This window comes from Natrinema hispanicum, assembly GCF_004217335.1.
GTDB lineage: Archaea > Halobacteriota > Halobacteria > Halobacteriales > Natrialbaceae > Natrinema > Natrinema hispanicum.
Genome location: NZ_SHMP01000004.1, coordinates 408,361 through 433,840, shown reverse-complemented (window position 1 = coordinate 433,840; position 25,480 = coordinate 408,361). Strand labels below are relative to the sequence as shown.

26 protein-coding genes and 1 tRNA gene are annotated in these 25,480 nt (G+C 63.1%); 5 read left to right on the top strand and 22 right to left on the bottom strand.

Annotated features, from left to right (window positions below; genetic code table 11):
• Positions 1-73: 73 nt before the first annotated feature.
• Positions 74-1,063 (top strand): nucleoside recognition protein, encoded by a 990-nt coding sequence (locus BDK88_RS09075; RefSeq protein WP_130500155.1) that lies wholly within the window; start codon positions 74-76, stop codon positions 1,061-1,063.
• Positions 1,064-1,138: 75 nt separating this feature from the next.
• Here the strand turns inward: BDK88_RS09075 and BDK88_RS09070 are convergent, their stop codons facing one another.
• From BDK88_RS09070 to BDK88_RS09065, 4 genes are all read right to left on the bottom strand, one after another.
• The gene (locus tag BDK88_RS09070) at positions 1,139-1,534 is read right to left on the bottom strand and encodes an SPW repeat domain-containing protein (protein ID WP_130500154.1); all 396 of its coding nucleotides are present in this window, start codon (positions 1,532-1,534) and stop codon (positions 1,139-1,141) included.
• Between the two features lie 497 nt (positions 1,535-2,031).
• Positions 2,032-2,169, bottom strand: coding sequence for a hypothetical protein (locus BDK88_RS21140; protein ID WP_165396935.1), 138 nt, complete (start codon positions 2,167-2,169; stop codon positions 2,032-2,034).
• Between the two features lie 228 nt (positions 2,170-2,397).
• Positions 2,398-2,572, bottom strand: a tRNA-Trp gene (locus BDK88_RS21135).
• A gap of 57 nt (positions 2,573-2,629) precedes the next feature.
• On the bottom strand, positions 2,630-3,520 hold the full coding sequence (locus tag BDK88_RS09065) for a DUF5794 domain-containing protein (RefSeq protein WP_130500153.1): 891 nt from the start codon (positions 3,518-3,520) through the stop codon (positions 2,630-2,632).
• Between the two features lie 498 nt (positions 3,521-4,018).
• Between BDK88_RS09065 and guaB the strand changes: the two genes are divergently transcribed.
• Positions 4,019-5,521 carry an IMP dehydrogenase gene (guaB, locus tag BDK88_RS09060; RefSeq protein WP_130500152.1) on the top strand — a complete coding sequence of 501 codons (1,503 nt, stop codon included), beginning with the start codon at positions 4,019-4,021 and terminating at the stop codon, positions 5,519-5,521.
• A gap of 27 nt (positions 5,522-5,548) precedes the next feature.
• Here the strand turns inward: guaB and BDK88_RS09055 are convergent, their stop codons facing one another.
• From BDK88_RS09055 to cmk, 5 genes are all read right to left on the bottom strand, one after another.
• Positions 5,549-7,192 (bottom strand): acyl-CoA synthetase, encoded by a 1,644-nt coding sequence (locus BDK88_RS09055; RefSeq protein WP_130500151.1) that lies wholly within the window; start codon positions 7,190-7,192, stop codon positions 5,549-5,551.
• 66 nt (positions 7,193-7,258) lie between these two features.
• Positions 7,259-7,717 carry a hypothetical protein gene (locus tag BDK88_RS09050; RefSeq protein WP_165396934.1) on the bottom strand — a complete coding sequence of 153 codons (459 nt, stop codon included), beginning with the start codon at positions 7,715-7,717 and terminating at the stop codon, positions 7,259-7,261.
• A 60-nt stretch (positions 7,718-7,777) separates the two neighbouring features.
• The gene (locus BDK88_RS09045; protein ID WP_130500149.1) at positions 7,778-9,364 is read right to left on the bottom strand and encodes a sodium/proline symporter; all 1,587 of its coding nucleotides are present in this window, start codon (positions 9,362-9,364) and stop codon (positions 7,778-7,780) included.
• Positions 9,357-9,869 carry a hypothetical protein gene (locus BDK88_RS09040; RefSeq protein WP_130500148.1) on the bottom strand — a complete coding sequence of 171 codons (513 nt, stop codon included), beginning with the start codon at positions 9,867-9,869 and terminating at the stop codon, positions 9,357-9,359. Before BDK88_RS09040 ends, BDK88_RS09045 begins: the two co-directional genes overlap by 8 nt.
• Positions 9,870-10,272: 403 nt before the next feature.
• Entirely contained in the window at positions 10,273-10,884 is a 612-nt protein-coding gene (gene cmk / locus BDK88_RS09035) for a (d)CMP kinase (protein WP_130500147.1), read from the bottom strand.
• Between the two features lie 194 nt (positions 10,885-11,078).
• Between cmk and BDK88_RS09030 the strand changes: the two genes are divergently transcribed.
• Positions 11,079-11,543, top strand: coding sequence for a hypothetical protein (locus BDK88_RS09030; RefSeq protein WP_242611635.1), 465 nt, complete (start codon positions 11,079-11,081; stop codon positions 11,541-11,543).
• A gap of 40 nt (positions 11,544-11,583) precedes the next feature.
• Here the strand turns inward: BDK88_RS09030 and BDK88_RS09025 are convergent, their stop codons facing one another.
• The 7 genes from BDK88_RS09025 to BDK88_RS08995 all read right to left on the bottom strand — a co-directional run bounded on the left by BDK88_RS09025 (position 11,584) and on the right by BDK88_RS08995 (position 18,926).
• The gene (locus BDK88_RS09025) at positions 11,584-13,347 is read right to left on the bottom strand and encodes a YcaO-like family protein (protein ID WP_130500146.1); all 1,764 of its coding nucleotides are present in this window, start codon (positions 13,345-13,347) and stop codon (positions 11,584-11,586) included.
• Between the two features lie 65 nt (positions 13,348-13,412).
• Positions 13,413-14,651 carry a cation:proton antiporter gene (locus BDK88_RS09020; RefSeq protein WP_130500145.1) on the bottom strand — a complete coding sequence of 413 codons (1,239 nt, stop codon included), beginning with the start codon at positions 14,649-14,651 and terminating at the stop codon, positions 13,413-13,415.
• Between the two features lie 306 nt (positions 14,652-14,957).
• On the bottom strand, positions 14,958-16,412 hold the full coding sequence (locus tag BDK88_RS09015) for an MATE family efflux transporter (protein ID WP_130500144.1): 1,455 nt from the start codon (positions 16,410-16,412) through the stop codon (positions 14,958-14,960).
• A complete protein-coding gene (locus BDK88_RS09010) occupies positions 16,409-17,047 on the bottom strand; it encodes a TetR/AcrR family transcriptional regulator (RefSeq protein WP_130500143.1) in 639 nt (212 codons plus the stop codon). Before BDK88_RS09010 ends, BDK88_RS09015 begins: the two co-directional genes overlap by 4 nt.
• 280 nt (positions 17,048-17,327) lie before the next feature.
• On the bottom strand, positions 17,328-17,777 hold the full coding sequence (locus tag BDK88_RS09005) for an RNA-binding protein (RefSeq protein ID WP_130500142.1): 450 nt from the start codon (positions 17,775-17,777) through the stop codon (positions 17,328-17,330).
• A gap of 64 nt (positions 17,778-17,841) precedes the next feature.
• Entirely contained in the window at positions 17,842-18,045 is a 204-nt protein-coding gene (locus BDK88_RS09000) for a DUF1918 domain-containing protein (RefSeq protein WP_092931481.1), read from the bottom strand.
• 191 nt (positions 18,046-18,236) lie between these two features.
• Complete coding sequence (locus BDK88_RS08995; protein ID WP_008012221.1) at positions 18,237-18,926, bottom strand: type 1 glutamine amidotransferase domain-containing protein; 690 nt, start codon at positions 18,924-18,926, stop codon at positions 18,237-18,239.
• 152 nt (positions 18,927-19,078) lie between these two features.
• On the opposite strand from BDK88_RS08995, the gene BDK88_RS08990 reads away from it, so the two are divergent.
• Positions 19,079-19,543, top strand: a complete 465-nt coding sequence (locus BDK88_RS08990; RefSeq protein WP_130500141.1) for an Hsp20/alpha crystallin family protein — start codon at positions 19,079-19,081, stop codon at positions 19,541-19,543.
• A gap of 11 nt (positions 19,544-19,554) precedes the next feature.
• Here the strand turns inward: BDK88_RS08990 and BDK88_RS08985 are convergent, their stop codons facing one another.
• The 5 genes from BDK88_RS08985 to BDK88_RS08965 form a co-directional block, all read right to left on the bottom strand.
• Complete coding sequence (locus BDK88_RS08985) at positions 19,555-20,553, bottom strand: DHH family phosphoesterase (protein WP_130500140.1); 999 nt, start codon at positions 20,551-20,553, stop codon at positions 19,555-19,557.
• Positions 20,554-20,917: 364 nt separating this feature from the next.
• On the bottom strand, positions 20,918-21,595 hold the full coding sequence (locus tag BDK88_RS21740) for a hypothetical protein (protein ID WP_242611634.1): 678 nt from the start codon (positions 21,593-21,595) through the stop codon (positions 20,918-20,920).
• Between the two features lie 192 nt (positions 21,596-21,787).
• Positions 21,788-22,786, bottom strand: coding sequence for an ornithine cyclodeaminase family protein (locus BDK88_RS08975; protein ID WP_130500139.1), 999 nt, complete (start codon positions 22,784-22,786; stop codon positions 21,788-21,790).
• Positions 22,787-22,863: 77 nt separating this feature from the next.
• Positions 22,864-23,079: a hypothetical protein gene (locus BDK88_RS08970; protein WP_130500138.1), complete on the bottom strand. Its 216-nt coding sequence runs from the start codon at positions 23,077-23,079 to the stop codon at positions 22,864-22,866.
• A 297-nt stretch (positions 23,080-23,376) separates the two neighbouring features.
• Positions 23,377-23,796, bottom strand: coding sequence for a DUF3054 domain-containing protein (locus BDK88_RS08965; protein WP_130500137.1), 420 nt, complete (start codon positions 23,794-23,796; stop codon positions 23,377-23,379).
• A 349-nt stretch (positions 23,797-24,145) separates the two neighbouring features.
• On the opposite strand from BDK88_RS08965, the gene BDK88_RS08960 reads away from it, so the two are divergent.
• Positions 24,146-24,835, top strand: coding sequence for a J domain-containing protein (locus tag BDK88_RS08960; RefSeq protein WP_130500136.1), 690 nt, complete (start codon positions 24,146-24,148; stop codon positions 24,833-24,835).
• Here BDK88_RS08960 and BDK88_RS08955 read toward each other — a convergent pair whose 3' ends face one another.
• A complete protein-coding gene (locus tag BDK88_RS08955; RefSeq protein WP_130500135.1) occupies positions 24,836-25,438 on the bottom strand; it encodes a toll/interleukin-1 receptor domain-containing protein in 603 nt (200 codons plus the stop codon).
• Positions 25,439-25,480 lie beyond the last annotated feature (42 nt).

Below are 25,480 nucleotides of genomic sequence, written 5' to 3'. Positions count from 1 at the left end.
GTTCAGCGTCTGGCAGTCGGCAGCGATCGCTCGATTCGGAGGCCCTTTCTCTACTGAATTCGAACCGAGTGCTGTGCAGTCGCTGCTCACCGTCTTGCTCGAGGAGGCGCTTCCGCGCGTGCTGACGATTACGCTCCTGATCGGCGTGGGTGTCGGTCTGGCCAACCTCGCGGTGGAGTACGGGCTCGTCAAACTCGTTGCCCGCGTCGGCCACTATCTTACCGAGCCGGCGAACCTCCCCCCGGAAGTCGGCACCGCCGTTCTTACGAACGCGGTCTCGGTGACCGCCGGCTACGGGATGCTCGCGGAGTTTCGCGAGGACGGCCTGCTCGACGACCGGGCCACGCTGATCGCCGTCATCATCAACACCTTCTTCGGATTTATCCAGCACATCTTCACCTACTACGGGCCCGTTCTGATCCCGATCCTCGGGTTGCAGGTCGGCCTCATGTACGTCGGCGCACGCGCCGGCATCTCGCTTGGCATCACGCTCGTCGGCTTGCTCGCCGGTGCCGTCTTGCTCCGGAATGACGACTACGACGGCAGTTCCATCGACCCCGACACGCCCGAGGAGGACTCGCAGACCAACCGCGAAAAACTGCGGACGGCCGCCGAGAACACCGCTGATCGCCTGCGCTCGATCGTCCCCCGGCTTGCGGTCGTCTATTCGCTTGTCTTTGTCGCACTCGAGTACTCGGATCGGATTCTCGCCGTGTTCGCGTCAGTCGGCCTCGACGATCCGAACGCCGTGCTCGAGCCGATCGCCGGCCTGTTGGGGCTACCGGGCGCGGCGATACCGGTGATCCTCGTTTCACTGGTCGATCCGACGACCGGCGCGATCACTGTCGCGCCACTGATCGAGGACGTGTTGACACCCGAGGAGACGGTGATCACGCTGCTGGTCGGCAGCCTGATCTCGCTGACAATCGGGACAGTCAAGCGCTCGATCCCGTTTCAGTACGGCATCTGGGGAGCGTCGTTCGGGACGAAAGTGATCGTCGTCAACGTCTGTCTGAAAGCGGCGTTCATCCTCGTTGCGATCGGCGTTTTCTTCGTCGTCTGACGCTGGGATCGCCGTCGGATGGCACGCTGTGGGATGCTGTGTCCTGCATCTCGAACGGAGTGCGGAAAGTTGATTCTATGTGCTTGCCGATGCGGTCGTCGATAACTGGCGGCTGCCGTACGCCCCGGCGAGGGACAGAATCACGATCAGCACACCGGCGACACCGTTGACCCCGACTACCAGCGCGCGGTCAGCGCCGAGAACGAACGGTGCCGCGACGATCCAGATTCCCAGCACGGCGACGACGGCCGCGATGACGATACTCGGTGATCGACGCTCGTTGGTTCGGTAGGCCTGAAACGCCGCGAGAAACGCCACCGCCGCGCCGACGGGGACGTTCTGAATCCCCATGAAATCGGTAATCGTGAAGATGACCGTCGACACCATGACGAACGCGCCGAGCACCGCCGTCAACCCGGCCGTTCGCTGGACCAATACTGACGAATCGTCCGCGGATCGGGTTTGGCTCATACGCGCGTCTACCACGTACTTCGTAATGAAGGGGTGTTTCGCACACCATGTCTTTACTCCGTAATTATGTGTTACCGAGGAGTTCAGCTTGTAGCAACGCGGCTCGGACGACGTGGACTCGAGTCCACGTACATGGACACCAAGCGGACGGACTCATGGCGTTCCGGATGGGCAATGAGCGAGCAGCCGGGGAGCCAGTAGCGGGTGCTGGAGAAGGGCGACAATCTTGGTTCTAATTCGGCTGCGGTGCTCTCCTACGCACCATATTTTCAGACAGGCAATAGACTACTATATACCAGCTATAAGACTCAGATGGCGAGGCACGGTCGATCTAGCCACATATCCTCGCTGTACCTGAGATCGTTCCACGATCATCCATCTGCGCGACGATCTCAGCACAGAGACCAGCAAAAACACCATTTGGGCAATGAGTGTGCTGGCGTCGGCCCTTTGCCGGCGTTTCTACGGGAACGTAATATTCGTAGTGAAACCTGTAGCTATCGTCGCCACTGCAGGTGCGCTCGACGAGCTTGTACATGGTGTTCGTCTTCCCTGTCTGGGTTGCCAGCGCCAGTCACGAAGGCAGGCGCACCGTTGTTGTGGAGTTCCTCGAGGAGCCGCAGCGTCACAGTCATGCTCGAGCCGTCGAATTCCTGCTCGTCACTGCTTGAGATCTTTCGGTATCGACCGCTCGGGAGACAACGTCAGCGAAAGTGCTACTAGAAACGGTATTCGCAACTGATGGGTCGAAGGGATCTGAACAACGCCTGAGAACCTGCTCCCGTCGGTCGCAGACCCTCAGTCTCGTTCAAATCCGCCGAATTACATACCTATCGCTCGCGGATTTGCTTGCGGCAGAAGTATGGGGTCGGAGGGATTTGAACCCCCGATCTACTGATATCTCCGGTGCGCCTCGGAACTCCAGAGGGTCATCACACGGACACTGATCAGGTGCCCGATCAGTATATCAGTCTGGAGTGTCGTCCCGGGCGCGTTGCCTCTGGAGTCAGCCGCCATGCCTGGCTTGGCCACGACCCCTCGACTCTCAGTTGGGGGATCTCACCTAAAGTGGTTTCGATTCGGACCGAAACCGCACTACAGCCACGGGGCCCGACCCGGGGTGTTCGTCGTCTCGTCGTCCGGATCGTCTTCGACTTCCACGACCGACGGCTCGAGTTCGCTCGAGGCCGTGTCGTCCCCACCGTCGGGCAACGCACTGAGCTTGGCGGCTGCGTTCGGTTCCGCCTCCGAGTCGGCTCCGCCCAGCGGCAGGTCGACGGCGAAGACGGCGGCGACGAGCAACGCGGCGAGCGGGGCCTGTCCGAAGGCCATCCCGAGCAGGGACAGCGGGAGCAGGCCCAGCGCGACGGCGCTGCCGAAGCGGAACCGATCGATGTCCATGTACCGCCGGAGGTAGGGGCCGGTCAGCGCGATCGTCAGCGCGAAGGCGACGCCGATGGCCGCGGCCAGCGTCGCGTGGGCGACGAGGACGGGATCGGTCATCACCTGCACCGTCAGGCCGGTCGGATCGATGCTGGCGACCAGTCCCAGCCCGATGACGACGACGGGGTTGGGGAGGTAGTCGCCGATGGTCGCGCTGGCGGTTTTGGCCGCGATGGCGGCGATCACAAGCGCCGCGAACCGTTCGAAGATGGCGATGTCGACGAGGCTCTCGAAGGTCGGCGCGAGCGCGGCCTGGACGGCTGCCAGCAGGATCAGCGGGACCCCAACGAGCATGACGACGGCAGCCTGCTCACGGGGAGTGCCATCCATCTCCGCGAGGATGACGGCGACGGTGGCACTTCCACCGAAGATCAACAGGCCGACCTGAATTGCCCCAAGCGGATCGTCGAGCGCGCCGGCTAAGATCAACGCGGGGAAGACACCGTCGACTAGCGGGAGCATCATCACCAGCGCGAGCAGTCTCGCGTCACCGCCGACGATGCGCTCCATCCGGAGCGCGACCGGGTGCTGTGACGTACTCATCGGTCAGGGCCGATGGCCATGACCCGAGGCCAGTGGGCGATATGAATGCCGATCCCGCACCGATCGATCCGCACGCCGCTCGATCGAGTTGGGTTTCTGGCCATTCGCTGTGAGTTTCGGTGTAAAATTCCCGAATGCAACGGTGGCGACGGAGTCGAAACTCGTCCGGCCAACAGTTCGGGCAGTGGATGCACTCACAGCGTACATACCTCAATCGAGGACGGGATCGTCAATAAACGTTGTGTGTGATACAGTTCCACGACTCGGTAGTGTGATGGGGATATCGGACAGGTTCGTACAAAAACCACCCGCTGTGGTACGAATGTGTGCACCTGTTGGAGTGGTCGCCGGAAGGATGACCGTTGCATTCGAACGAATATCACGAGCCAGATCAACGAATACCATAGATGGGCGAATCGCCCACTGAAGGGGTCGACAACCGTTCACACCCGAGTTTTATCTCGCAACGCTTTTCCCTCGAGACGCCGGACAGTTTACATGGCGAACGACGTTCCCGAGCACGAGCCCTATTCTTCGAAGCTACAGGTACCGGAAGCGCTAACGTTCGACGACGTCCTTCTTCGGCCGAAGGAGAGCCGTGTCGAACCCGACGACGCCGACCTCACCTCTCGAGTCTCGAAAAACGTCGAGGTCTCGGTTCCGATCCTCTCGGCGGCGATGGACACCGTCACCGAAAGTGGCATGGCGATCGCGATGGCCCGCCACGGCGGGCTTGGCGTCCTCCATCGCAACATGAACGTCGACGAGATGGTCGAGGAGATCGAGCGCGTCAAAAGCGCTGACGAGCTCATCATCCCGCTCGAGGACGTCGTCACCGCCGACCCCGAGATGAGCGTCCGTGAGGTCGACAACCTGATGGCCCGGCAGGGCGTCGGCGGCGCACCCGTCGTCAACACCAACGGCGAGGTGCTGGGGATCATCTCGAGTACGGACATCCGGCCCCACCTCGAGGTCAACGAGGACGACCCGGTCACGGAAGCGATGACCGACGAGGTCATCACGGCCCACGAGGATATCGACGCTCGCGACGCGTTCGACCTGATGTACGAGCACAAGATCGAGCGCGTGCCGGTCGTCGACGACGAGAATCTGCTGGTGGGCCTCGTGACGATGCAGGGCATCCTCCAGCGCCGCGAGTACCAGGAAGCGGTTCGCGACGAGGAGGGCCGACTCCGGCTTGGCGTCGCCGTCAGTCCCTTCGAGCAAGATCGTGCGGAGGCTGCCGACGAGGCCGGTGCGGACGTCCTCTTTATTGACACCGCACACGCGCACAACCTGAACGTCATCGATGGCGCACGCGAGATCAAGGAATCCGTCGACGCGGATGTCGTCGTCGGCAACGTCGGCACCCGTGAAGCGGCCGCGGATCTCGTTGACTTCGCCGACGGGATCAAAGTCGGCATCGGGCCGGGTTCGATCTGTACCACGCGCGTCGTCTCGGGAGCCGGCATGCCCCAGATCACGGCCGTCGCACAGGTCGCCGACGTGGCCGCCGAACACGACGTCCCCGTGATCGCAGACGGTGGCATTCGATACTCCGGCGACGCGATCAAGGCAATCGCTGCCGGTGCGGACGCAGTCATGCTCGGCTCGTATTTCGCCGGCACCGACGAGGCACCCGGCCGCGTCGTCACCATGAACGGCAAGAAGTACAAGCAGTACCGCGGCATGGGATCGGTCGGCGCGATGAAATCCGGCGACAGCGACCGCTACCTCAAAGACGAACCCGACGAGGACGACGAGTACGTCCCGGAGGGCGTCGAGGCAGCAACGCCGTACAAAGGCACCCTCAAGTCGGAACTCCACCAGCTCGCCGGCGGTATGCAGTCGGGCATGGGCTACGTCGGTTCCGAAACCATCCCCGAATTCAAGGAGCGCTCGGAATTCGTCCGCATCTCCTCGGCCGGCCAGGCCGAGAGCCACGCCCACGACGTCGTCATCACCGACGAAGCACCGAACTACTCGCCAGACAGCGAGTAACGGACGCTGGTCGGTTCTAACGTGGCGTTACACTAGCTCCGTTCGGCGAATCTTCCCGGTCGTGGTCGTTGGCAACTCGTCGACGAACTCGATCTCGCGCGGATACTCGTATTCTGCTAACCGCTCTCGAACGAGCGTGCGGATTTCAGTCCGTAACTCGTCCGACCGTGTCTCTCCTGTGGCCGGCTGGACGACTGCTTTGATGATCTCGCCGCGGGTCTCGTCGGGGACACCGACGACGCCGACTTGCTCGACAGCGTCGTGCTCGAGGATCGCCTCCTCGACTTCCCGCGGTGCAACCCGATAGCCGCTCGTGATGATGAGATCGTCGTCGCGCGAGACGAACCAGAGGGAGCCGTCCTCGTCGCGTTTTGCGAGGTCGCCCGTCCGGTGCCACTCCCCGAGTGTCACCGCGGCCGTCTTCTCGGGTGTGTTCCAGTACTCCTCGAAGATCACGGGATCGTCGCCGCGCCGAACTGCGATCTCGCCGACCTCGCCGGTGTCGACGGGGTCGCCGCTGTCCGGATCAATGACCGCGACGTCGTGACCGGGCACCGGTTTCCCCATGCTCCCCGGCTTCGCGGGGAACCAGTCGCGACAGTTCGTGACCAGCAGGTTCGCTTCCGTCTGGCCGTACAGTTCGTTGATGACGGTCCCCTCGAGTTCCGTGTCTGCCCACTCCAAAATCTCGCGTGTCAGCGGTTCGCCGCCCGAGCAGATCGCCTCGAGCGACAGGTCGTAGCGCTCGGTGGGGGCGTCGACGTTCATGAGCATTCGGATCGCCGTCGGTGGAATGAAGGCGTTCGTTACGTCGAACTCCGCGGCGATCTCGAAGGCGGTTTCGGGGTCGAACGAGCCCATCGGGTAGCCGACGACCGGCCGGCCGTAGTGCCACGCGGGGAAGACGAGGTCGCCCAGTGCGCCGATCCACGCCCAGTCGGCCGGCGTCCAGTAGATCGAGTCGCCGCGGACGTCTCGCTCGAAGTACATCGAAAACGCCGGACAGTGGCCCACCCAGAGGTCGTGAGTATGGAGGACACCTTTTGGTTCGCCGGTGCTACCGCTCGTATACATCACGATCGCCGGCGTCTCGGCGTCCGTTGCGACGGCCTCGTACTCGCTCGAGCGCCCCTCGACAGCCGCCTCGAAGGGCTGGACGGTCGTTTCACCGATCCGTGCCGGTTCCGGGTCGCCGTCGACCACGAGGATGTGTTCTAAGGCAGGACAGTCTGGTGCGACGGCCCGGATCGTCTCCCACTGGGCGGCGTTGACGACGGCGACACGCGCCTCGCTATCCTGCAGTCGGTAGCGTAGCGCGTCGTCACCGAACAGCACCGACAGCGGGAGTGATACTGCCCCCCGTTTCCAGCACGCGAGGTGGGTGAGGACGTTCGCCGGCTTCTGTGGGACGGCGATCGCGACTCGGTCTTCCCGGTCGACGCCCATCGACTCGAGGGCGTTGGCGACGGCGTTCGATCGCCGATCGAGGTTGTCGAAGGTGTACGTCTCACGGCGGCCGTCCGGATACGCCTGGAAGAGCGCCGGCCGATCGCCGTTGGGGTGTTTCCCTACTAAATCGGTCGCCGCGTTAAAGTCAGCTGGAAGGTCCCACTCGAACGACTCGCGAGCCTCGTCGTACGAATCTTCATCGAATGTGACATGCCACGTCATACCGCGGCATACTACGAAGTCCCAAATAAACGGTTGGGCCGGAGCAAGTGGCTGGGCTGGGCCGGATTAGAGACGGGGAAACCGTGGCGTCTCGACGGTGATGTCCACGTCTTCGAGTCGCGGATCCGATTCGAGTTCGGTTACGAGTTCGCGTTGTGAGTCTGCTGTTCGCGACTGATACAGTGTCCACTCATCGGATTCGATGTCGTCTCCTGCCTGCCAGCCGACGACAAGTCGTGCCCGGCGCAGTCGCGTCCCAGTGACGAGGCGGAGTTTCTCTACGGCCTCGAGCGGGACGGTAACATTCTGCTCGTCGAACGTTTCGATGTCGTCGGGCGGCAGGTCCGCGATCGTGGCCCGATCGCGTTCGCCCATATCGGCCCGCAAGAGCAGCGAGCGGTAGGATTCGCCGACGAAACAGAGGAGGAGCCGCTCGTCGGTCAGGATCAGTTCCCAGAACTCGAGCGAGTTCGGTCGCTGGCGAAACCAGTGGGTGAGCCGCGCGATGATGGTCTCGGTGGTCATTGTGTCATCACCGGCGTGTTCGACCGCCGGCTGGGGGACTCTGTGGTCGGGCATTTGTGGTTAGTGCTCGAGCAGCGGGTGGAGATCGGTCGGCAGTTCCTCCCACTCCTGGGTCGCAAGCGAGACGCCGATAAATAACACGACGGCGACGAGGAGTGCGACGGTGCCGACCGGGAACGCGTCGGGGAACGGATAAAACGCCATGATGCCGCTTGCGAGCCCGCCGTAGCCCGCGACGTCTGCAGCCATCGGGATGGCGCTGTAGAGGACGTTGACGGTGAGGCCACCGACGATCGAGGCGATCGCGCCCCACTTCGTCGCGCCCTTCCAGTTCATGCCGAAGACGGCGATCGGGACGAACGCCGCAGCGAAGAAACCCCAGCCGATCGTCCCGAGAATGCCGACCAGCGCCTCGGAGTAGTAGACGACGCCCGTCGAAAGGATCGTCAATCCGGCCAGCGCAGCCTGCGTGACCCGAAGCTCCGTCTTGTCGTCCTCGATCGGTTGGCCCAGGGCCCGTGGAATGTCCCTCGAGACGGCCGCCGCGCCGATGTTGAGAAACGAGTCGCTCGTCGACATGATCGCCGCAAGCAGCGCCGCAAGGATGAGGCCAGCGACGACACTCGGCGTGTACTCGAGGACGAAGACGGGGCCGACCTCGCTTGCGCTGAACGTCTCTGCGATCTCGCCGGCTTCGACCATCGAGCGCATCGACAGCCCTGCCGAGAAGGCGATCAGGCTCGAGACGGCATACGAGAGGGCGGCGATCGGCGCGCCCCACTTCAGAATTTCGAGGTTACGGCTCATGTAGAACTTCGTGATCAGGTGGGGCTGGCCGGCGGCACCGACCGAAAAGAGGATCCACCACGCGATGCCGACGAGGACGGCCGTCGTCGCCCCGCCCATCGCGCCAAACGGCGAGACGAGGGCTGGATCGGCAGTCGCGAGGTTTCTCGAGATCGTTCCCATGCCGCCGCCGACGGACATCGCGTACGCGAAGACGAATACTGCGCCGGTGATCATCGTCAGCGCCTGCAGGAAGTCGGTCCAGACGCCCGCGATCATGCCGCCGAGCATGCTGTAGAGCAGCAAAATGAGAGCACCGCCGAGCAGTCCCCAGATGACGGGAATCCCGAAAATAGCACGCATGACGAACTGCAATGCTGCGAGGTTCGTCGCCAGATAGGCGATCACGCCGACGATGACGGCCAGTCCGGTGAGCCCGCGGACCCAGTCGCTCTCGTAGCGGACGTACATCCCATCGGCCAACGTGAGGACTTTCCGGATGTCCGCGAGCAGGCGCAGCCGTTTGGCGAGGACGACCCAGGTCAGCAGGAATCCAAACGGTGCGGTAAAGAAGATCCAGAGCGACGTCGTCCCGAACGCGTAGACGAGTTCGGGGCCGCCGACGAAGCCGAACCCGGACTGGATGACCGAAAAGGCAGTCATCGCGAGGACCCAGGTTCCGATGCTCTTGCCGGTGATGAGGAAGTCGCCGGTCGTCTGTGTTCGCATGTAGCCCCACGCCCCGATCAGGACGACGATCAGCAGGTATGCCGCTCCGAAGGCGAGGATGATCGGGTCGTCTGCGACCGGAATGCCACCCGACTGCAGCGGGGTCGACGAGAGCGACGCGCGTTCAATCATCGGTCCCCTCCACGTCGGCCGTCCGATCGAGTCCGTCCGTGCTCGTCGACCGCTCGATTCGTCGCGGCTCGAGCGGGACGTTCGTCCGTTGCTGTCGGTCCCGTGCCTCGCTGATGATCTCGTCGACGACCGCATCGCTGCCGATCCGGTCGAAAACCGTCACCGAGTAGTAGATCGCCGCGAACGCGGGGGCGAGCCACAGGAGCGCGAAGTAGACGAGCGTCGATCTCGGCACACCAAGCGCGTAGGTGTAGCTCGTCACGTCCGGGCTCCACAGCAGCCAGATCCCCGTGAGTCCACCGAGGAACACCACGGTAAGTCCGGCGACGAGGCCAGTATAGGGCTCGAGCGCCGAGCCGTCGTGTTCGATCGACGCGGAGGCGACGACGGCGAGGATGAACACCGCCGCGACGTACGAGAACACGCGATAGGCTCCGAAACTCGCGGCGACGAGCGCCCCGGCTGCGAGGAGGGCGATCCCCGTCATCAACGTATTTCGTGGCATGCACACCCCCTCCAGTCGCACGTTGCGTTGCTCGCAACCCCATCCCACGTGGTGGCCCGGATACTCGAGCAAGACGATCCGTCGGTTGGTACGTCCCAATCAACAGGTGGATTGGCCTTGGTGGTTATTACCATGTTCCTCTATTCCAGACCGAAATACGAACTACTATTTAATCGTTCGGCGGGAGAAGGGAAGCACCTCGTGATGGACGCTCTCTCAGACGGACCCCTGTCAGTCAGTGCCGGCGCACCCGCATGACGGGTCGCGGGTGCGCCGGGACATCGGGACAGCAGACCGTATCAGTGCCCTTGCTGGTCTTTGCTCGCTGGGTCTCTTCGGAGTCGTGGGTCAGCCGAGGGGGAGTCGTCGTCTCCGTATCTCCCACCAATACTGTCCAGCGCAGTCAGACGTCTATCGACGGGGTTCGAAACGCGCCCTCGTCGAGTTCGGGATCGTACTCTTCGATCGCGGCTCGAACCAGCGTGAACACACCCTGTTTGCTCCAGCGGGCGGTATTGATCTCGAGGTCGTAGAACGATCGGTCGGCGATGTCGATCTCGTAGTACGATTCGTAGCGTCCGGCTTCGCTGACCTCGCGGACGCGCATCTCCGCTTCGGTTTCGATGCGATCTTCGATACGGTCGAGCCGGACTTCCTTGGGTGCATCGAGCCAGATCCGCATGTCCGCGCGGTCACCGGCCAGCCAGCCCGCCAGCCGCGACTCGAGGATGAAGGGTTTGTTTGCCGTGCCCCATTTCTCGGCGATCTGCTGGAGGCGCTGGTCTAACGCGCGGTCGATCTCGTCGTCCTCGTCGGCTTTCGCGGTGAGTTGGTTGAGACTCATATCACGATCTTCGGCGAGTTCGCGGAAGATGTCGCCACCGGAGACGTAGGGACAGCCCATCGCGTCGGCGAGGCGTTCACACAGCGTGGTCGCCCCACACCCTGGTGGGCCAGAGACGGTGATAAAGAGTCTCGTGTCGATTCGCTCGGTCGAACTGTCTGCTGTGGCCATACGTTGAGTCACTGCATCCCCCGTGAAAAGGTTCCGCCCCAACCGATCACTGGGGAGGGCTATAGTACCAACTGGAACTGGGTACACACTGATCGCACAGCCCTCGTGCGAGCAGATGTGTACTGACTTGCAGTGGCTACGACAGTTCGGTTCGAAGAGTAACGCCTACAGTCGTCCGCCTCCCAACGCCGGACGTGAACCGTCGGACGGTACTTCGAACTGCAGGTGTGGTCGCCACTGTCGGGCTCTCGGGCTGTGTCGAGGCACTACAGGAACACTACGAAGGGAGCTTTCAGGGAGTCGTTCCAGTCGATATCTACAGCGAGGCCGACCGGCCCTATGACCTCACGCTCGAGGCCTTCGACCCGGAGACGGATCGGCAGACCTACGACGAGAGCTACACGATCACGGCCGGGCAGCGGGCGACGCCACCGCATCTCGATGCGACCGAGCAACGGCTTCGCGTGACCAAGATCGATCGGGAGCAACGCGACCGACAGGTCACCAAACGGGCAACGATCACGCAGAACACGAGTTCCGTGGTCATTCGGCTCACTGACGACGATCTCCGCCTCGAAGTCGAGGGAGACGACGAGGAGAGGAGACCGAACGACGGCGACGCCAGCACCAACGAATCGGCCACCGACACGTCCGAATAGCGCACCGCCGCCGGCTTTTCTCGATGAATTCCGTGACCGATCAGGGATACGGATGGAACGCCCGCTCGAGGCGCGATTCGAAGCCCAGCTCGTCGGGCACTGTCCGTGCGCGCTCGCCGAAAAACGGCGTGTCGGTAAACAGCGGTTGCGCACCCGGCACGACGACCCGGACGGCCTCGAAACCGAGTGCCTCGATGTCTCGAGTCGTCAGGCGTGCGGCGGCGGGCGTCAGGTCGGCGTCACGCACCCGTGAACAGAGTTCCTCGAGCCGATCGGCACCGCTCGGGACGGGATCGGGACCGACGCTCGCCGCGGGCACCGTCCGATCGACGTCGACGAACTCCCGTGCACGATCGGGAAACGCGGCGTACTCGCCGATCGCACCGCCGGCGTCGTCTGCCTCGTCGGGGCCGAGACTGCGCAGTTCCATCCAGTTTTGGATTGCTTCCTCGAGTGCCGATGTCGCGGCTGCTTCGGCGTCGAGACTGGCCGCCGAGCCGACGGCAAACGCCGGCCACGCGTCGTCGCCTGGCGAAATCGACTCGTCGCCGTCGAGCACGTCCGGGTCGCGGTGGACGGCCACGGCGACGACAGGGACGTCGATATCCTGCGTGACGAGCAGTGGCGTTACCCTCAGTCCCTCGCTTTGGGCGCGGCGCTCGAGCGTCTCGAAGGCGTCCGTCTCGACCGACAGGCCGAGCGGCTCGAACGTCGAGTACCACGCGAGCATGGTCGCATCGCGCTCGATCACTTCCGTCAGCCCGGAGACGAGCGCGTCGACCGTCGAGGAGCCAAGTCCAAGCCCGGTTGTGATCGCCGGAACCAGCGCCTCACCGGGCTGGGGGAACTGGACCGCCGCGGCGGGTAGGTGGGCCTCCTCGCCTGTTGTGAGGTTCTCGCCGGGGACCCAGCGATGGACATCGCTCGGGTCGTAGGTCGGCGCGTCCTCGGGTCGGACGAGGTCCGTCGGCGCGACTGCGTGCTCGAGGTCGTCCTCGCGCGCGTGGACGAAGTCTGCCTCGAGATAGACACCAGCACAGTAGCGCTCGAGGCCCTCGCCGACTGCTTTCATCAGCGCGGCGTTCCAGTTGTCGGCGACGCCGGCGGCCTTCCGAGGCGCGCTCGCGTCGCTGTAGGCGGTCGTATCAGCGACCGTCGAGAGGTAGTAGGGTGTCGGGAAGGACTCGACCTCGGCGATGCTCGAGATGGGGCCAACGCGGTCGTCGATCGCTCCCTCGACATGTTCGACCGCAGTCTCGAGCGGGAGCGTTTCGGCGTCGCGCTCGAGGGTGCGATTCCGCTCGCCCTCGGCACACGTACAGCCCGGGACGGGCAGTATCTGCCGGCGTGCGTGAGGCACTTCGCGTACCTGCCCGATGATTGACTCCTCGTCGCCCGAAAGGACGCGCACGCACTCCCGGCCAGCGATTGCACCGGCGAGTCGCGCTGCGGCGCGATCAGCCTGTGGCTTCGCGGCGCGATCCTCGACGTTCGACGCGACACGTGCGCGCAGGCAGTCAAAACAGGCGGTGGCGGGCGCAAAGCCCGAGATGGCTGCGTCCACGTCCGGGAGTGGATGATTGCCGACCCCGCCGATTTCGACGGCGATCCAGGGCGTTCCCCCCTCGAGTGCGGCCTCGTTTGCCCGGTCGAACGTCGCCGACCCGGCGACGTCGCTGACGACTGCAAAGCGGGCGTCGGCGAGCTCGCCGGGACGTGCCTCGCGGACGCCGATATCGACGTCATCGAGTGCAGTGACGACGGCTTCGCGGACCGGGTCGTCACCCACGACTGAGACTTGCATACCCCTATCTGCTGGGGCCGGCGGCAAAAACGCCCCGCTCGAGCGTCGGCGGGGTCACTATGGACTCAGTCCTCGGATGGTGCCATCGAGTCGACGTAGACGAGTTCGTCGGCGTTCTCGAGCAGCTGGACCCCCCAAGTGACGGTGACGGGGACAAGCGCGGTTGTAAAGACGGCAATGAAGACGAGGATCGAGAACAGCGACTGGTCGATCACGCCGGCCTGATAGGCGACGCCCGCGATGATGATCTCGACGGTGCCGCGGCCGTTCATCCCGAAGCCGATGACCAGCCCTTCGCGGGAGGTCAGCGATGTCGGGAGCGAAAACAGCCAGGAACCGACGATTTTGCCGAGAAACGCAATGGCAACGAGCACGACGAGTATGCCAACGCTGTCAGCGAACACATCGAACGTGATCTGGAAGCCGATCGTGACGAAAAAGACCGGTGCGAACAGCCCCATCGCGAGATCGTAGATGACCATGTGGATGTGCTCGTAGAGGCCAGGCTCGACGTCGGCTTGCCGGAGGAACATCCCCGCGATGAACCCGCCGATGATCATGTGCAGGTCCGCGAGCGTCGCGAGCTGGGCGAACAACAGTGAAACCAGCAGGGCGAACGTAAACGCCGTCGTCCGATTGACGAAGCCGTATCGCTCGCGCTGGCCTTCGATATACCGCCATGCGAGCGGCAGGAACCGATAGCCGATTACGAGTGTGACTGCGAAGAAGCCAAGCGCTTTGAGGAGGATCACGCCGATCTCGGCCGGATCGAGCCCGCCGGCGGTCACGTAGCTATCGACGCCCGCGTACACGATGAGAACGCCAACGTCAGAGGCGAGTGCCCCGCCGAGTAACACGTTCGCGATCCGCGTCTCGAGTAAGCCGAGATCAGCGAGAATGCGCGATTTCGTGGCCAGTGATGTGGCGGCCATCGCGAGGCCGAGAAACAGCGCCGCGCCGACCGAGATTCCGAGCCAGATGCCGGCCGCATAGCCCATGCCGAACGGGATGACAAAGGCCCCGAAGGCGATCAACAGCGCCTGCGGGCCGAGTCCAAACAGTTCACGGAGATCGATCTCCATCCCGACGTAGACCATCAGGAGGAACACACCGAGTTCGGACAGGACCGAGAGCAGCTCCGAGGGATGGAGCAGCCCAAGCAGCGCCGGGCCGAACGCGATGCCGGCGAACAGCTCGCCCATCATCGTCGGGTAGCCGACTCGTTCGGCGAGCGCGCCGAATACCCACGCGACGGTGAGAACGAGCAGTAGGCTCAGCAGGTCGATGCTGACCGTCTCGACCATCCGCTACACCTCCCTGGGGATGGGACGATCGCATCGCTGCACTCGCGGCCGGGCCCGCCAGTGGCAGCGCTTTACTGGCTGTCCCATCACAATTCGTTCGAGTGTCCTCGACGGCACACAGCTACTTTACTGGGTCGGGCGTATACTCCCGGTCTAACAGGTTCTCGTCGTCTCCGACCGAGGATGACCTGCAGGTGTGTCGAACCTGTCTCTACCGGCGGTCTCAGACGGACTACTGTACGTCATTACCGGTGGGACCGCGACCCGCCCTGCAGTCCCACCGGTGAATCGGGACAGCAGACCGTCTCAATCGTCGGTACTTGTCTCGAGTTCAGCGCCAGTCTCGATTTCGTCGCCCAGCGTCGGTCCCGCAGGGCTCTCAGTCACGTCGACGTTACGCCAGGTGCCTCTGCGATACCAGCCGTAGGTGAGCGCGGCACCGATGACGTTCGAGATCGCGAAGGCGATCCAGATCCCGCGGTAGTCGATCGCCTGTGAAAGGCCGTAGGCGGTCGGCAGCCGGATCAGCGCGTACGTCACGAGGACGATCGCCGCCGCGGTCAGCGTCTTGCCGGTCCCACGGAAGCTGCCGTTGTACGCCCGCATCACGCCGATGAACCCGAACGAGGGCGCGACATACCGGAGGAACGTCACGCCGACCTCGATGACCCGCTGGTCGTCGGTAAAGGCGGCCGTGATCGGTTCTGCGGCGAACCACGCCACGACGCCGAGCATACCGAGGATGACGAACATGGTGCGGGCGGCGAAGTTCGCGGCGGCTTCTGCGCGATCCGGTTTGTCCGCCCCGACGTTCTGGCCGGTCATCGTCTCGACGCCGCGGGCGACCGCGATCGCTGGCAGAAAGATGACCGAGAACACACGCGTCCCGATCCCGTAGGCGGCGACGACGTAGGTGGGGAACAGCCCGACGATCACCAACAGAAGGTTGATCGACAGCGCACGGCCCATTCCCTCGATCGACGCCGGGAACCCGATGCTGACGAGTTCCTTCGTGAAGGAGAGATCCGGCCGCATCTGTCCGAGCCGGATCCGAACACCTCTCGAACCCTGAAACATGATCGCGAGCCCGACGAGGAGCGCGAGGGAACGAGAAAAGACCGTCGCGATCGCTGCCCCCTCGATTCCGAGTCTGGGGAATGGCCCCCAGCCGAAGATCAGGAAGGGGTCGAGGATGACGTTGAGCAGCACCGAGCCGAACATGACCAGCATCGGCGTGATCGTGTCCCCGTAGCCCCGCATCAGTGCAATGAAGACGAAGAAACCGAACATAAACGGCAGCCCGAGCGAGATGACCTGCATGTAGTCGGTCGCAAGCCGCAATACGTCGTCCGATGCGCCCAGCAGACCGAGCAGTTCATTGACGAAGCCGTAGCCGACGAGCCCGAGGAGCATCGCACCGAGCAGCGATACCGCCACCGTCTGGGAGGCGGCGTACTCTGCTTTCGACTCCTCATCCGCACCGGTGTACTGTGCGACGAGGACGCTCCCGGCGACCGACAGTCCCATGCCAACCGAGATCAGCAGAAAGACCATCGGAAACGCGAAGCTAATCGCCGCGAGCGCCTCAGTGTTGTACTGGCCGAGCCAGAACGTGTCGATGAGGTTGTAGGCGGTCTGCAGCAGGTTCGTCACGATGATGGGCAACGACAGATAGAACAGCGGCCCCGCGATGTCGCCGGAGGTCAGATCGAACTCGTCGCGGCCCTTGAACAGCCCCGAGAGACGATCCAGGAGGCTCATCCGTTTGCCTCCCCGTCGCCGGTTCCGTCGGTCGTTGGTGGAGCGTCACCTCCACTCGCTGCCGCCGGCCGCAGGGTTTCGTCGATATACGTGTGGACGTACTGACGCGTTCGTTCGGGCGGCCGATCGACCGCAGTCGCACGCGTCTGTGCGCCGTGAAACAGCGTGACGAGGAAGTCGGCCGTCGCCTCCGGCTCGATGTCGTCACGGAACTCATCCGCCTCGAGCCCGTCGGCGACGAGCGTCGCGATGCGCTCTCGGAGCGCGCGGTCGAACTCGCGCAATCGCTCCCGGTAGGCCTCGTTGTACGGCGACTGCGCTTTGATCTCGAGGATCGCCGTCCGGAACTCCTCGGCGGAGTCGTCCGACGGCGTCAGCAGTTCGTCGGTGAGCTCGTGGAGCCGTTCGGCCGGTGTCTCGCCGGGGACGGTCTCGGTTCGCTCCTCGAATCGGTCGAGCAGAAACTCGAGAAACGACTCGAGGAGGTCCTGTTTGCTGTCGAAGTGGTAGTGGAGGGTCCCTTTGCTCTTTGTCGATTCGGCGGCGATATCTTGCATCGTCAGCTCCGCGTACCCGTGTTTACAGAGGGCACAATGTGTCGCCTCCATGAGATCGTCGATCGTCTCGTCGGTCATTCAGAACGGATCTATCCAACTTACTGACTGGCCAGTCAAAAGCCCTTCGTCCATCGTCGGCGGTGACTGAGAGGCACACGCAACCGATCTGTGAGCCATCGCCAGTACCGAACGGCGATCCGCACGAAGAACGAACACCGACCGCTATCGACGTCACGCGTCATACGGCCTCCTGGCAGTCAGTACTGGTACAACCGCAGGACGGTCGCGGTCCCACCGGTACATCGTGACAGCAGCCCGTCTCAGAAGCAGTTGCTATCGGCAACCAGTAACGAACCGATCAGTGCTCGTCGCGCAGTCGCTCGAGGACCTCTTGTGCGTTTTCGACCGCCTTTGCTTTCTTGGCGGGATAGGCCTCGACTTTCCCGCGGAAGGTGATGCCGTCGCCCAGCCGGACATCTCCCTCGAAGGCGGCCTGTTTGTCGAGTCGAAGGAACAGTTCGGTGTTCTCGGTGACCCGCTCGTCGAGTTCGTCGATCAGGTCGTCGAACGACTCGAGATCGGCCAGCCGCGAGAGGACATGCCGGACGTCGTCGGCGTTCTCGACGCGGGCCGAAAGGACGAGGATGCGGTCGCCGTAGTGGCCCTCGCTTTCGACGCGTTCGATCTCGAACGGCTCGTCGTCGCGGTCGGGGAGGAAGGTTCGCAAGGCTTCCTCGACGCGTTTTTCGTCCTCGGTGGCGTAGCAGAACGTCCGTAAATCGACGTAGTGAAGCGGGATCTGTGGCATCTGCAGGTCGAATTCCAATGTGGTCAGGGAACGGGGCTCGAGCGAGCGGGGGTCGCGGTCGGTCTTAGTCGTCGTCTTCGTCGGCGTCAGCGTCGGCTGCCTCGAGATCGTCCTCGGGGACGCCGGTTTCCTGCCCGTCCTCGAAGCTGACGGTGTAGGTGACGTCGCCGAACATCGACTCCATCGTCTGGGTCACGGTACCGGTCTCGCCGTCGAACTCGCTGTGCTCGTCGTTGAGAACTACCTGGTCGTCTTTCTCGAAGCTCATAGCCGATTCTTCCCCGTCGGCGTGTAAAAAGGGACTGATTCGCTACAACGGTCTCTCGTGGGACGCTACGCGCGATCAGTGTGCGGGTACGCCGGACAACAGTGATCGCAGCCCGTCTCAGTGGCCAGTCCAACGCTGACAACGCACAGCGAATTCCCCGGAAAACGGGTGTCGGGTGCGATCCGATCCGATCAGGCCTCGAGTTCGACGTCCAGTTCCTCGAGCAAGGTTTTCGCGGCCGCATGTGAGGAGCCGGGACCGCGGCCGGTGATGAGATCGCCGTCGACGGTGACGCTGGTGTCGGAATCGAGCTCGGCGTCCCAGTTGCCGCCGGCGGTTTTCACCTCGTCTTCGACCCAGTAGGGCAGTTTGCGGCCGTCGGGCATCCGATCGCCCTCGTCGACGATGCCCTCCTCCCACTCGTTGGGGAAGCCAGTCACGTCGCGGCCGTTGACGATGAACGCGCCGTGGCTGTCGCGGGTGAACGCGAGGATACCGACGGCATGGCAGACGACCAGCGCCTTACCGTCACCCTCGATGATATCCCGGAGGAGCTCCCGGGCGTGCGTGTCCTGATTGATATCCCACTCGGTGCCGTGCCCGCCGGGGAAGACGACGGCGTCGTATCCCTCCGCGTTGGCCTGCGTGACCGAAATCGGATCGTTCAGTCGCTCGTCGGTCTCGTGGACCTCCCGGACGTGTTCGGCGGTCTCTTCGCCGACCTGATCGGGATCGATCGACCGCTCGTCGATCACTGGCGGGCTGCCAGAGGGTGTCGCGACCGTGATCTCGACGCCCGCCTCCGAGAGCGTCTCGAGTGGCTCGACGCATTCTTCGCCCCAGTAGCCTTCCTCGCTGACGACGAACAGTGCATCCGTCATAGCCACTGCTACACCACGGAGCGTGAAAACGACCAGCCCACCCGTCGGTTCTGCCGCAAGTCGGTGGGATAACATATCGAAACGGACGATCATCTTCGCTGGTGAGGGTGGCTTTTTTCGCTCTTGGGCCCCTATCTATGGCAGGTGAGACCATGGCAGATCGACCCCGGCCGTTCGACGGCATCGAAGAACTGCTCGACCGACTGAATCGCCAACTCGAGACCGCTGCCCAGTCGTGGGAGAGTCAACTGGACAACCGGAGCCGCCTCGACCTCTCGCCGACCGGGTCGGAGATGCGACTCGACCTCGCGGACGAAGGCGACGAGTTCGTCGTTACCGTCGACGTCCCCGGCTACGAGAGCGACGACCTCGAGTTACGGCTCTCCGGGGAGACGCTGGCGATTTCGGGCACCCGCGAGCGAACACACGACGTCGGCGGTGAGGACGAGACCTACCTTCGGCGCGAGCGGGAAACGCAATCGTTCAGCCGGCAGGTTCGTCTGCCTGAACCGGTCGACGAGGACGCGGTGCAGGCCAGCGTCAACAACGGCATTCTGACGATCAGGCTCCCTAAGCGTGAGCCGAGCGAGGAGGCACACTCGATCGATATCGAGTAGCGGTTCGGATATCACTCGTCGAGATGTAACGCATCGAAAAATCGGCGGGTGAGTCGGTCATCGATGAGCGCGAGGAGGTCACCGATGTCGTCACCCGCATCGGCGAACAGCCCGAGTTCGATCCGGCCGCCGGCCATGTCGTGATGGCCGCCGACCGACCCCAGTTTGCCGAAGCCGTCCTGGAGCGTCTTCCCTAGGTTAACGCGTGGATCGATCGAGCGCCCGCTCAGGCGGATCGCATCGTCGATGATGCCGTAGACGAGCACCGTGTCCACACCCTCGAGATTGAGCAGGTAATCGGCCGCTTGCGGCAGTGCGTCGGTTTCGCCGGTCGAACCCACGCTCGCGACGAGCGCAGAGCCCCGTCGTTCGCGGCTGGTGATGGCGCGTCCGATCGCGTCGAGCGTTCCCGGCGAGAAGGTGCTGCCATACAGTTGTTCGAGAATCTCGAGGTCCGCATCCGAGTAGACTGCCAGTGCGGTTTCGTACTCGCGTCGCGTCGGGTCCCGGACGAAATCGAGTCGCTCGCGGTGGAGCGCAAAGAGCAGCGCCGAGGCGAGACGCTCGGTGAATTCGACCTCGAGCTCGCAGAGATACTCGACGAAGATCGTCGCCGTCGCGCCGTACTCGGTTCGAACGTCGACGAACGTTGCCGCAGCAGGCTCGCCTGGATGATGATCGACGACGATGTCCGGGACGACGCTCGTCGGGACCTCGGTGTTCGACCCCGGCGTGCTGTGATCGACGAAGCTCAGACAATCGTACATCTCGAGCGCTGTCTTCGCGAGCGGTTGGAGGCTGATATCGAGGAGGTTGACGAACGCACGGTTTTGCTGGTGGGAGATCTCCCCACCGTAGGCGATCGTCACGTCTGCGACGTCGTGGTCGTCGGCGATCGCCTCGAGTGCGAGCGCGCTGGCGAGACAGTCGGGATCGGGGTTGTCGTGACAGATGATCGCCAGCGAATCGGTCGCCTCGAGTACGGACACGAGTTCGGCCGCACGAGACATAGCCGCTATACGTCGACGAGACGCTTGAAACCCGCGGCGGTTTCGGTACTGCGACCACGGTGGTCGTCTTCGGACGTGTACGCCGGACTCATACTGTCGGACAGAAGTCAATACGAAGTCGGTCGCGGATTCGCGGCCGTCTCCACCGGTGACGGCCGCAGCAGAGCGACCGATCTTCACGTCGTTCTGTCCGGCAGTATCAGACGGGCTGTTGTGACGATGTCCTGGTGGGACCACAGGGCGGTCGCGGCCGGCCGGCACTGACTGACAGGAGTCCGTATCACAGCACTGTCCGTCCAGAAGACACGGGCAAGAGTGCGCTGCCGGTACTGACGCGAATCCGTACGAACGGATTCCAGTCCTGTCAGTGACTACTATCGGCTTCGACGAGTCGAACGTTGTCGAAGAACCGGCGAATGCCAGTCTCCCAGACGACGTTCATGCCGACGGCGAGCGTGACGGATCCGGTGAGATCGTCCACCGGATACGAGTAGGTTTTCCAGCCGGCGTGATCTTCGATGTCATTCTCGCGGTTGAAATCGCTCTCCGAGAGTCCGTCCTGTGGTTTCTCTCCGGCGAAGAAGGCGACCTCTGACAGCCGGTTGAACGACTGCTGCTCGCTGTAGACGTCGACGGTTACTGTGCGCACTCGAGTGATGTTTACCGGTTGTTCGACCCAGATCGTCCCATCATCGGCGGACCCCTCGATATACAGCGCCATCGAGTGCGTGCCATCCGATGCCCGTTCGGAGGTGATCGAGACCGAATGCGCGACTAGGTCGGTCGAGTCTCCGGGCTTTGTGGGGAGATCGGTTCCGACGGACCATCCGGTAAGAGACTCCTCGAACGAGGGGTCCTGAAGGGCCTGGGGGGACGGGTTCGCCGGCTGGTCCGACTCTGCGGACTCGGGGGGCATATTCGAGTCGTGTTGTGACTCCGTCTCGCAGGTCGCGTTACTACTACGCGCTATTCCTGGAACAAGTCCAGCGGTGAGGGTGCCGCCGAGACCGGTTACACCGGCGATGTATGATCGTCGTCGCATCGAGTAGCCCTAACTTGGGAGGGCGCAATAAACGTCACTCAAGCTAAAATAATCCTTTGACATATCACCAGTCAGTCTGCTGGCGACGGTTCCCGGTGGTGAACTCACGAACTGCCTGACAGCTTGTCCCCTCGAGGGCAGAGAACCAGTCGACGGAGCACTAGTAGCGGCGTCGAATACGCCCTCGAGCCCTTAGTTCCCCGTCAACGCCTCGCTCGCCGGCGCGAACTCGATTTCGGTCCCGCGACCGGCCTCGAGTGCGCGGTCGTAGAGCAACGATGCCGCGGCGACTGTCTCGATGCCGGTGCCACCGCTGTCGAAGACCGTAATCTCGTCGTCGCTCGTCCGTCCGGGTGCGTTCCCGGCCACGATCTCCCCCAGTTCCGCGTGGACGTGGTCGTCCGTGATCGCACCCGCCTCGAGCGCGTGGATGAACGAGCCGGCATCAAGGGTCGCGCGCTCGCGGAGGTCGGGGACGTATGTCGCCTGCTCGATGGTCGTCGTATCTAGTTCCCGCTTGGCCGGCGAGTACTGGCCCATCGCGGTGACGTGTGTGCCCGGTTCCAGATCGTCGCCGTCGAACACGGGCTCGCTGGCCGTCGTCGCCGTGATCACCACATCCGCACCGGCCACGGCGGCCGCGCTCGAGTCGACCGCGCGAACCGACGCCGTGAGCGATTCGTTGAACTCGGCGGCGAACGCCTCGCGGTTCTCGGGCGTCGGCGAGTAGACGCGGACCTCGTCAAACGCCCGGACTGTCGTGGTCGCGCGAAGTTGGCCACGGGCTTGTGCGCCAGTGCCGATGACGGCGAGGATGTCGGCGTCCGCCCGCGCGAGTTCGTCGACCGCGACGGCACCGGCCGCGCCGGTTTTGAACGGGTTCATGCTTGCGCCGTCGAGCAGGGCAAGCGGCGCGCCGCTGTCGGCGTCGAACAGCGGCGTCATAAACCAGGCATCGCCGGCACCGAATCCCGCGCTGTACATATAGCCGCCCATCACACCCGTCTCGGGGAGGACGGCGGCATAGCTGGTGAGCATGCCGTCGGGATCACGTCGGTGGAGTTTCGACCGTGGCTGTGCTGGCGCGCCTGCACCGCGCTGGCGGTATCCCTCGCGGACGGCGTCGACGTACTCGCCCGGCGTCGCGAGGTCGGCAACGTCGGCGCTAGTCAGAAATAAAGCGTCTGTCATACGCAACCAGAGGAGACGAATCGAGGAAAAACAACCGGCCGCAAAGAGAAGAGCGAAGAGCGAAAACGTGACTGGAGTTAGTCCGCGTTGAGCGGCGGACGCGCGGAGTTGGCCTCGTCGGAAGCGTCTGCTGGTGTGTTGATGAACATCGCGTGTCCGATGATCGACATTGCGGCGATCGCGCCGATCGGAACCGCCGCCGTCAGCGAGACGCCGACGACGGTCAGAGCTGCGGTGATTCCGAGCAGTGCGACTGGGATGAGGCCAAGAACGATGTCGTAGTATCCAGTCATAATCTATTCTATAATACGCGGAATAGCCATATAAGTATTTCCCATAATCGGCCCATAGTAGATCTGGTTGTGATGAGAATCTATTAAAAATTACACCCGTAACTTATGAGATGGTTTTACGTGGTTGTTAGATTGTCATGTCGTCGAGTGTCGAATTTTCATAAGCTAACAAAAACATCGCCAATAGCTGTACTCGGCGGTTAAACCCGAAAAAATACGCCATCTGCTGATCCACGTCGGATAGTAGAGAATTCGATGAGCGGCCGTGAAATAGCGATTGCTCGAGGCCTGTACGACTTACCGCGTTCGTGATACGAACAGGGCGTAGCCGAGCCGCCAGCCGAGCAAGGCGACGAGAACGGTCCCCGTGATGACGATCGGGAACGGCCAGGTCGTCCCGCCTTCGAACAGCGGCGAACCACGGATCATGAGCCCGACATTCGCTGCCGCGATCCATGCGACGGCCGTCAGCCGGGTGTCGTCGATCCCGTCGGGACGCGTGTAAACGCCTGCGAGGGCTGCAACAGCGAGCCATCCGATCACGAACGGGACGGCCGTCGTGAGCGATGCAAGCGGTTCGGCGATCGGGTTCCCTCCATGTTCGACGTTTCCGAGGAGGACTAGCCCGGTGATGATGACGAGATCGCCAACGCCAGCGATGACCCGTTTCCGGTCGAGCGTGTTCTCTCGAGACCCGGCCTGAACTGCCGTATCCATACGAAACCGTCCGTACTGCGTCCCTATTGGTGTCCCGGTTCGGAGCGACGGAAAACGACCTGACAGGAGTGGTGGACCTCGGCGAACACCGGTCGCCGAGTGCCGTCCACCGGACAGCGCGTCTTCGTGCGAGGGTACCCTCGCACGGTCGGATAGTCGACGGGGGACTACTTTGTTAGCAACGCCGTTCAGGTGTGGCTGTCACGCTGTCCAACGCGGCCACGCAGTAATAACGTATTACGAGAGCCGAGACAGCGGCCGAACGACGATTGACTGCCGTCACGACGTGACCAGTTTCGAGACTCTCTGCAGAAGAACTAATATCGACCGCCGCCGAATCGCCGTCGTGATGGCTGTGGTCGGCGATGAACGAGTCGACTGTGACGGCTGTGGCCGAACAGTTTCGCTCGAGCAACTCACGACAGTGACGATGCCGGACGACCAACAGGTCGTCTGCTGTCCTGACTGTGCGCCCCACGCCAGAGCAGCCGCACGGAAGGGCCGCTCGCTCGATCAGCGTCGAGACGCGTGCGACGGCTGTACCGGGACCTTCCTCGTGGCCGAACTCGAGGACGTGGTCCTCGACGATGGAACCGTTCTGACCTGTTGTCCGTCATGTGCGGCCGAAGCACCGACGACAACCGATGACGACACGGCATCACCCGACGCTGGCTGTCTAGCTGATGCCGAGACGGTGACCGGTTCTCCGCCAGCCGACGACCCCCAGTACCGCTGTACGCAGTGTCACGAACAGGTCTCCGAGGAGCCGTTTTGCGTGACGACGATCGACGGTCGCACCGAGCGGCTGTGTCCCGACTGCAAGGCCAACGCCGAAGATCGGGGCATCGTCGCGGCCGTCGAGATGCGAAAGACACGAGCGCGCGAGATACTCGGGGTGGAGCCAGACGTGACCGACGACGAACTCCGAGACGTGTATCACAAACAGGTCAAACGCGCCCACCCTGATCGCAAAAGCGGTAGTAAATCGGCATTTCAGCTCGTTACGGAAGCCTACGAGCGGCTCTGTGACGACGAGTGACTATTCTTTGCGCCCTCTGAAACCGATCGTCGCTGGATCGAAGCAGTACGTCGAATCGCAGGCTTCACACGACGCTGTCAGATGTTTGCCGTGTGTGTAGCGTTTCCAGAGTTTAGCCTGTCCCGCCTCGAGTTCGAGCGTGACTGGATGACCACAGTCCGGGACTGGACACGGGAACCGAATGTACCAGTTCGGGACCGACAGCGCACCAAGCGGTGCGAGTTCGCTTCGCAGTCTGGAGAGCAGGGTAAAGATCGTCACCGTGAGGTTCGACCGATCGAGCGTCACGCTCTCGACGTCACTGACGTAACCACGATGGCTTACTCCCTCCTCGCACAGCGGTACCACGGGAATCCCTTTGGCGACGGCGTACCCGATTTCCTGATCGATCCACGTGGTCTCGGCCATGTCCTCAGTCAGTATCGCAACGACGACGTCGCTGTTGGCGACGCGACCCTCGAGTCGCGTCCGATCGCGGACGGATTCGAGTTCCTCGAGCGCGATGTGGACGCCGATGGGGAAGTTCTTGACCGTCGAGAACAGGTCCTGAACGAGCGAGAGATCACCTGGCGCGTGCGAGACGTATACCTGTTCGCCGGTCATGGAACTGTCTACGATAAGTAGGTGTCCGCACCATTATTAATC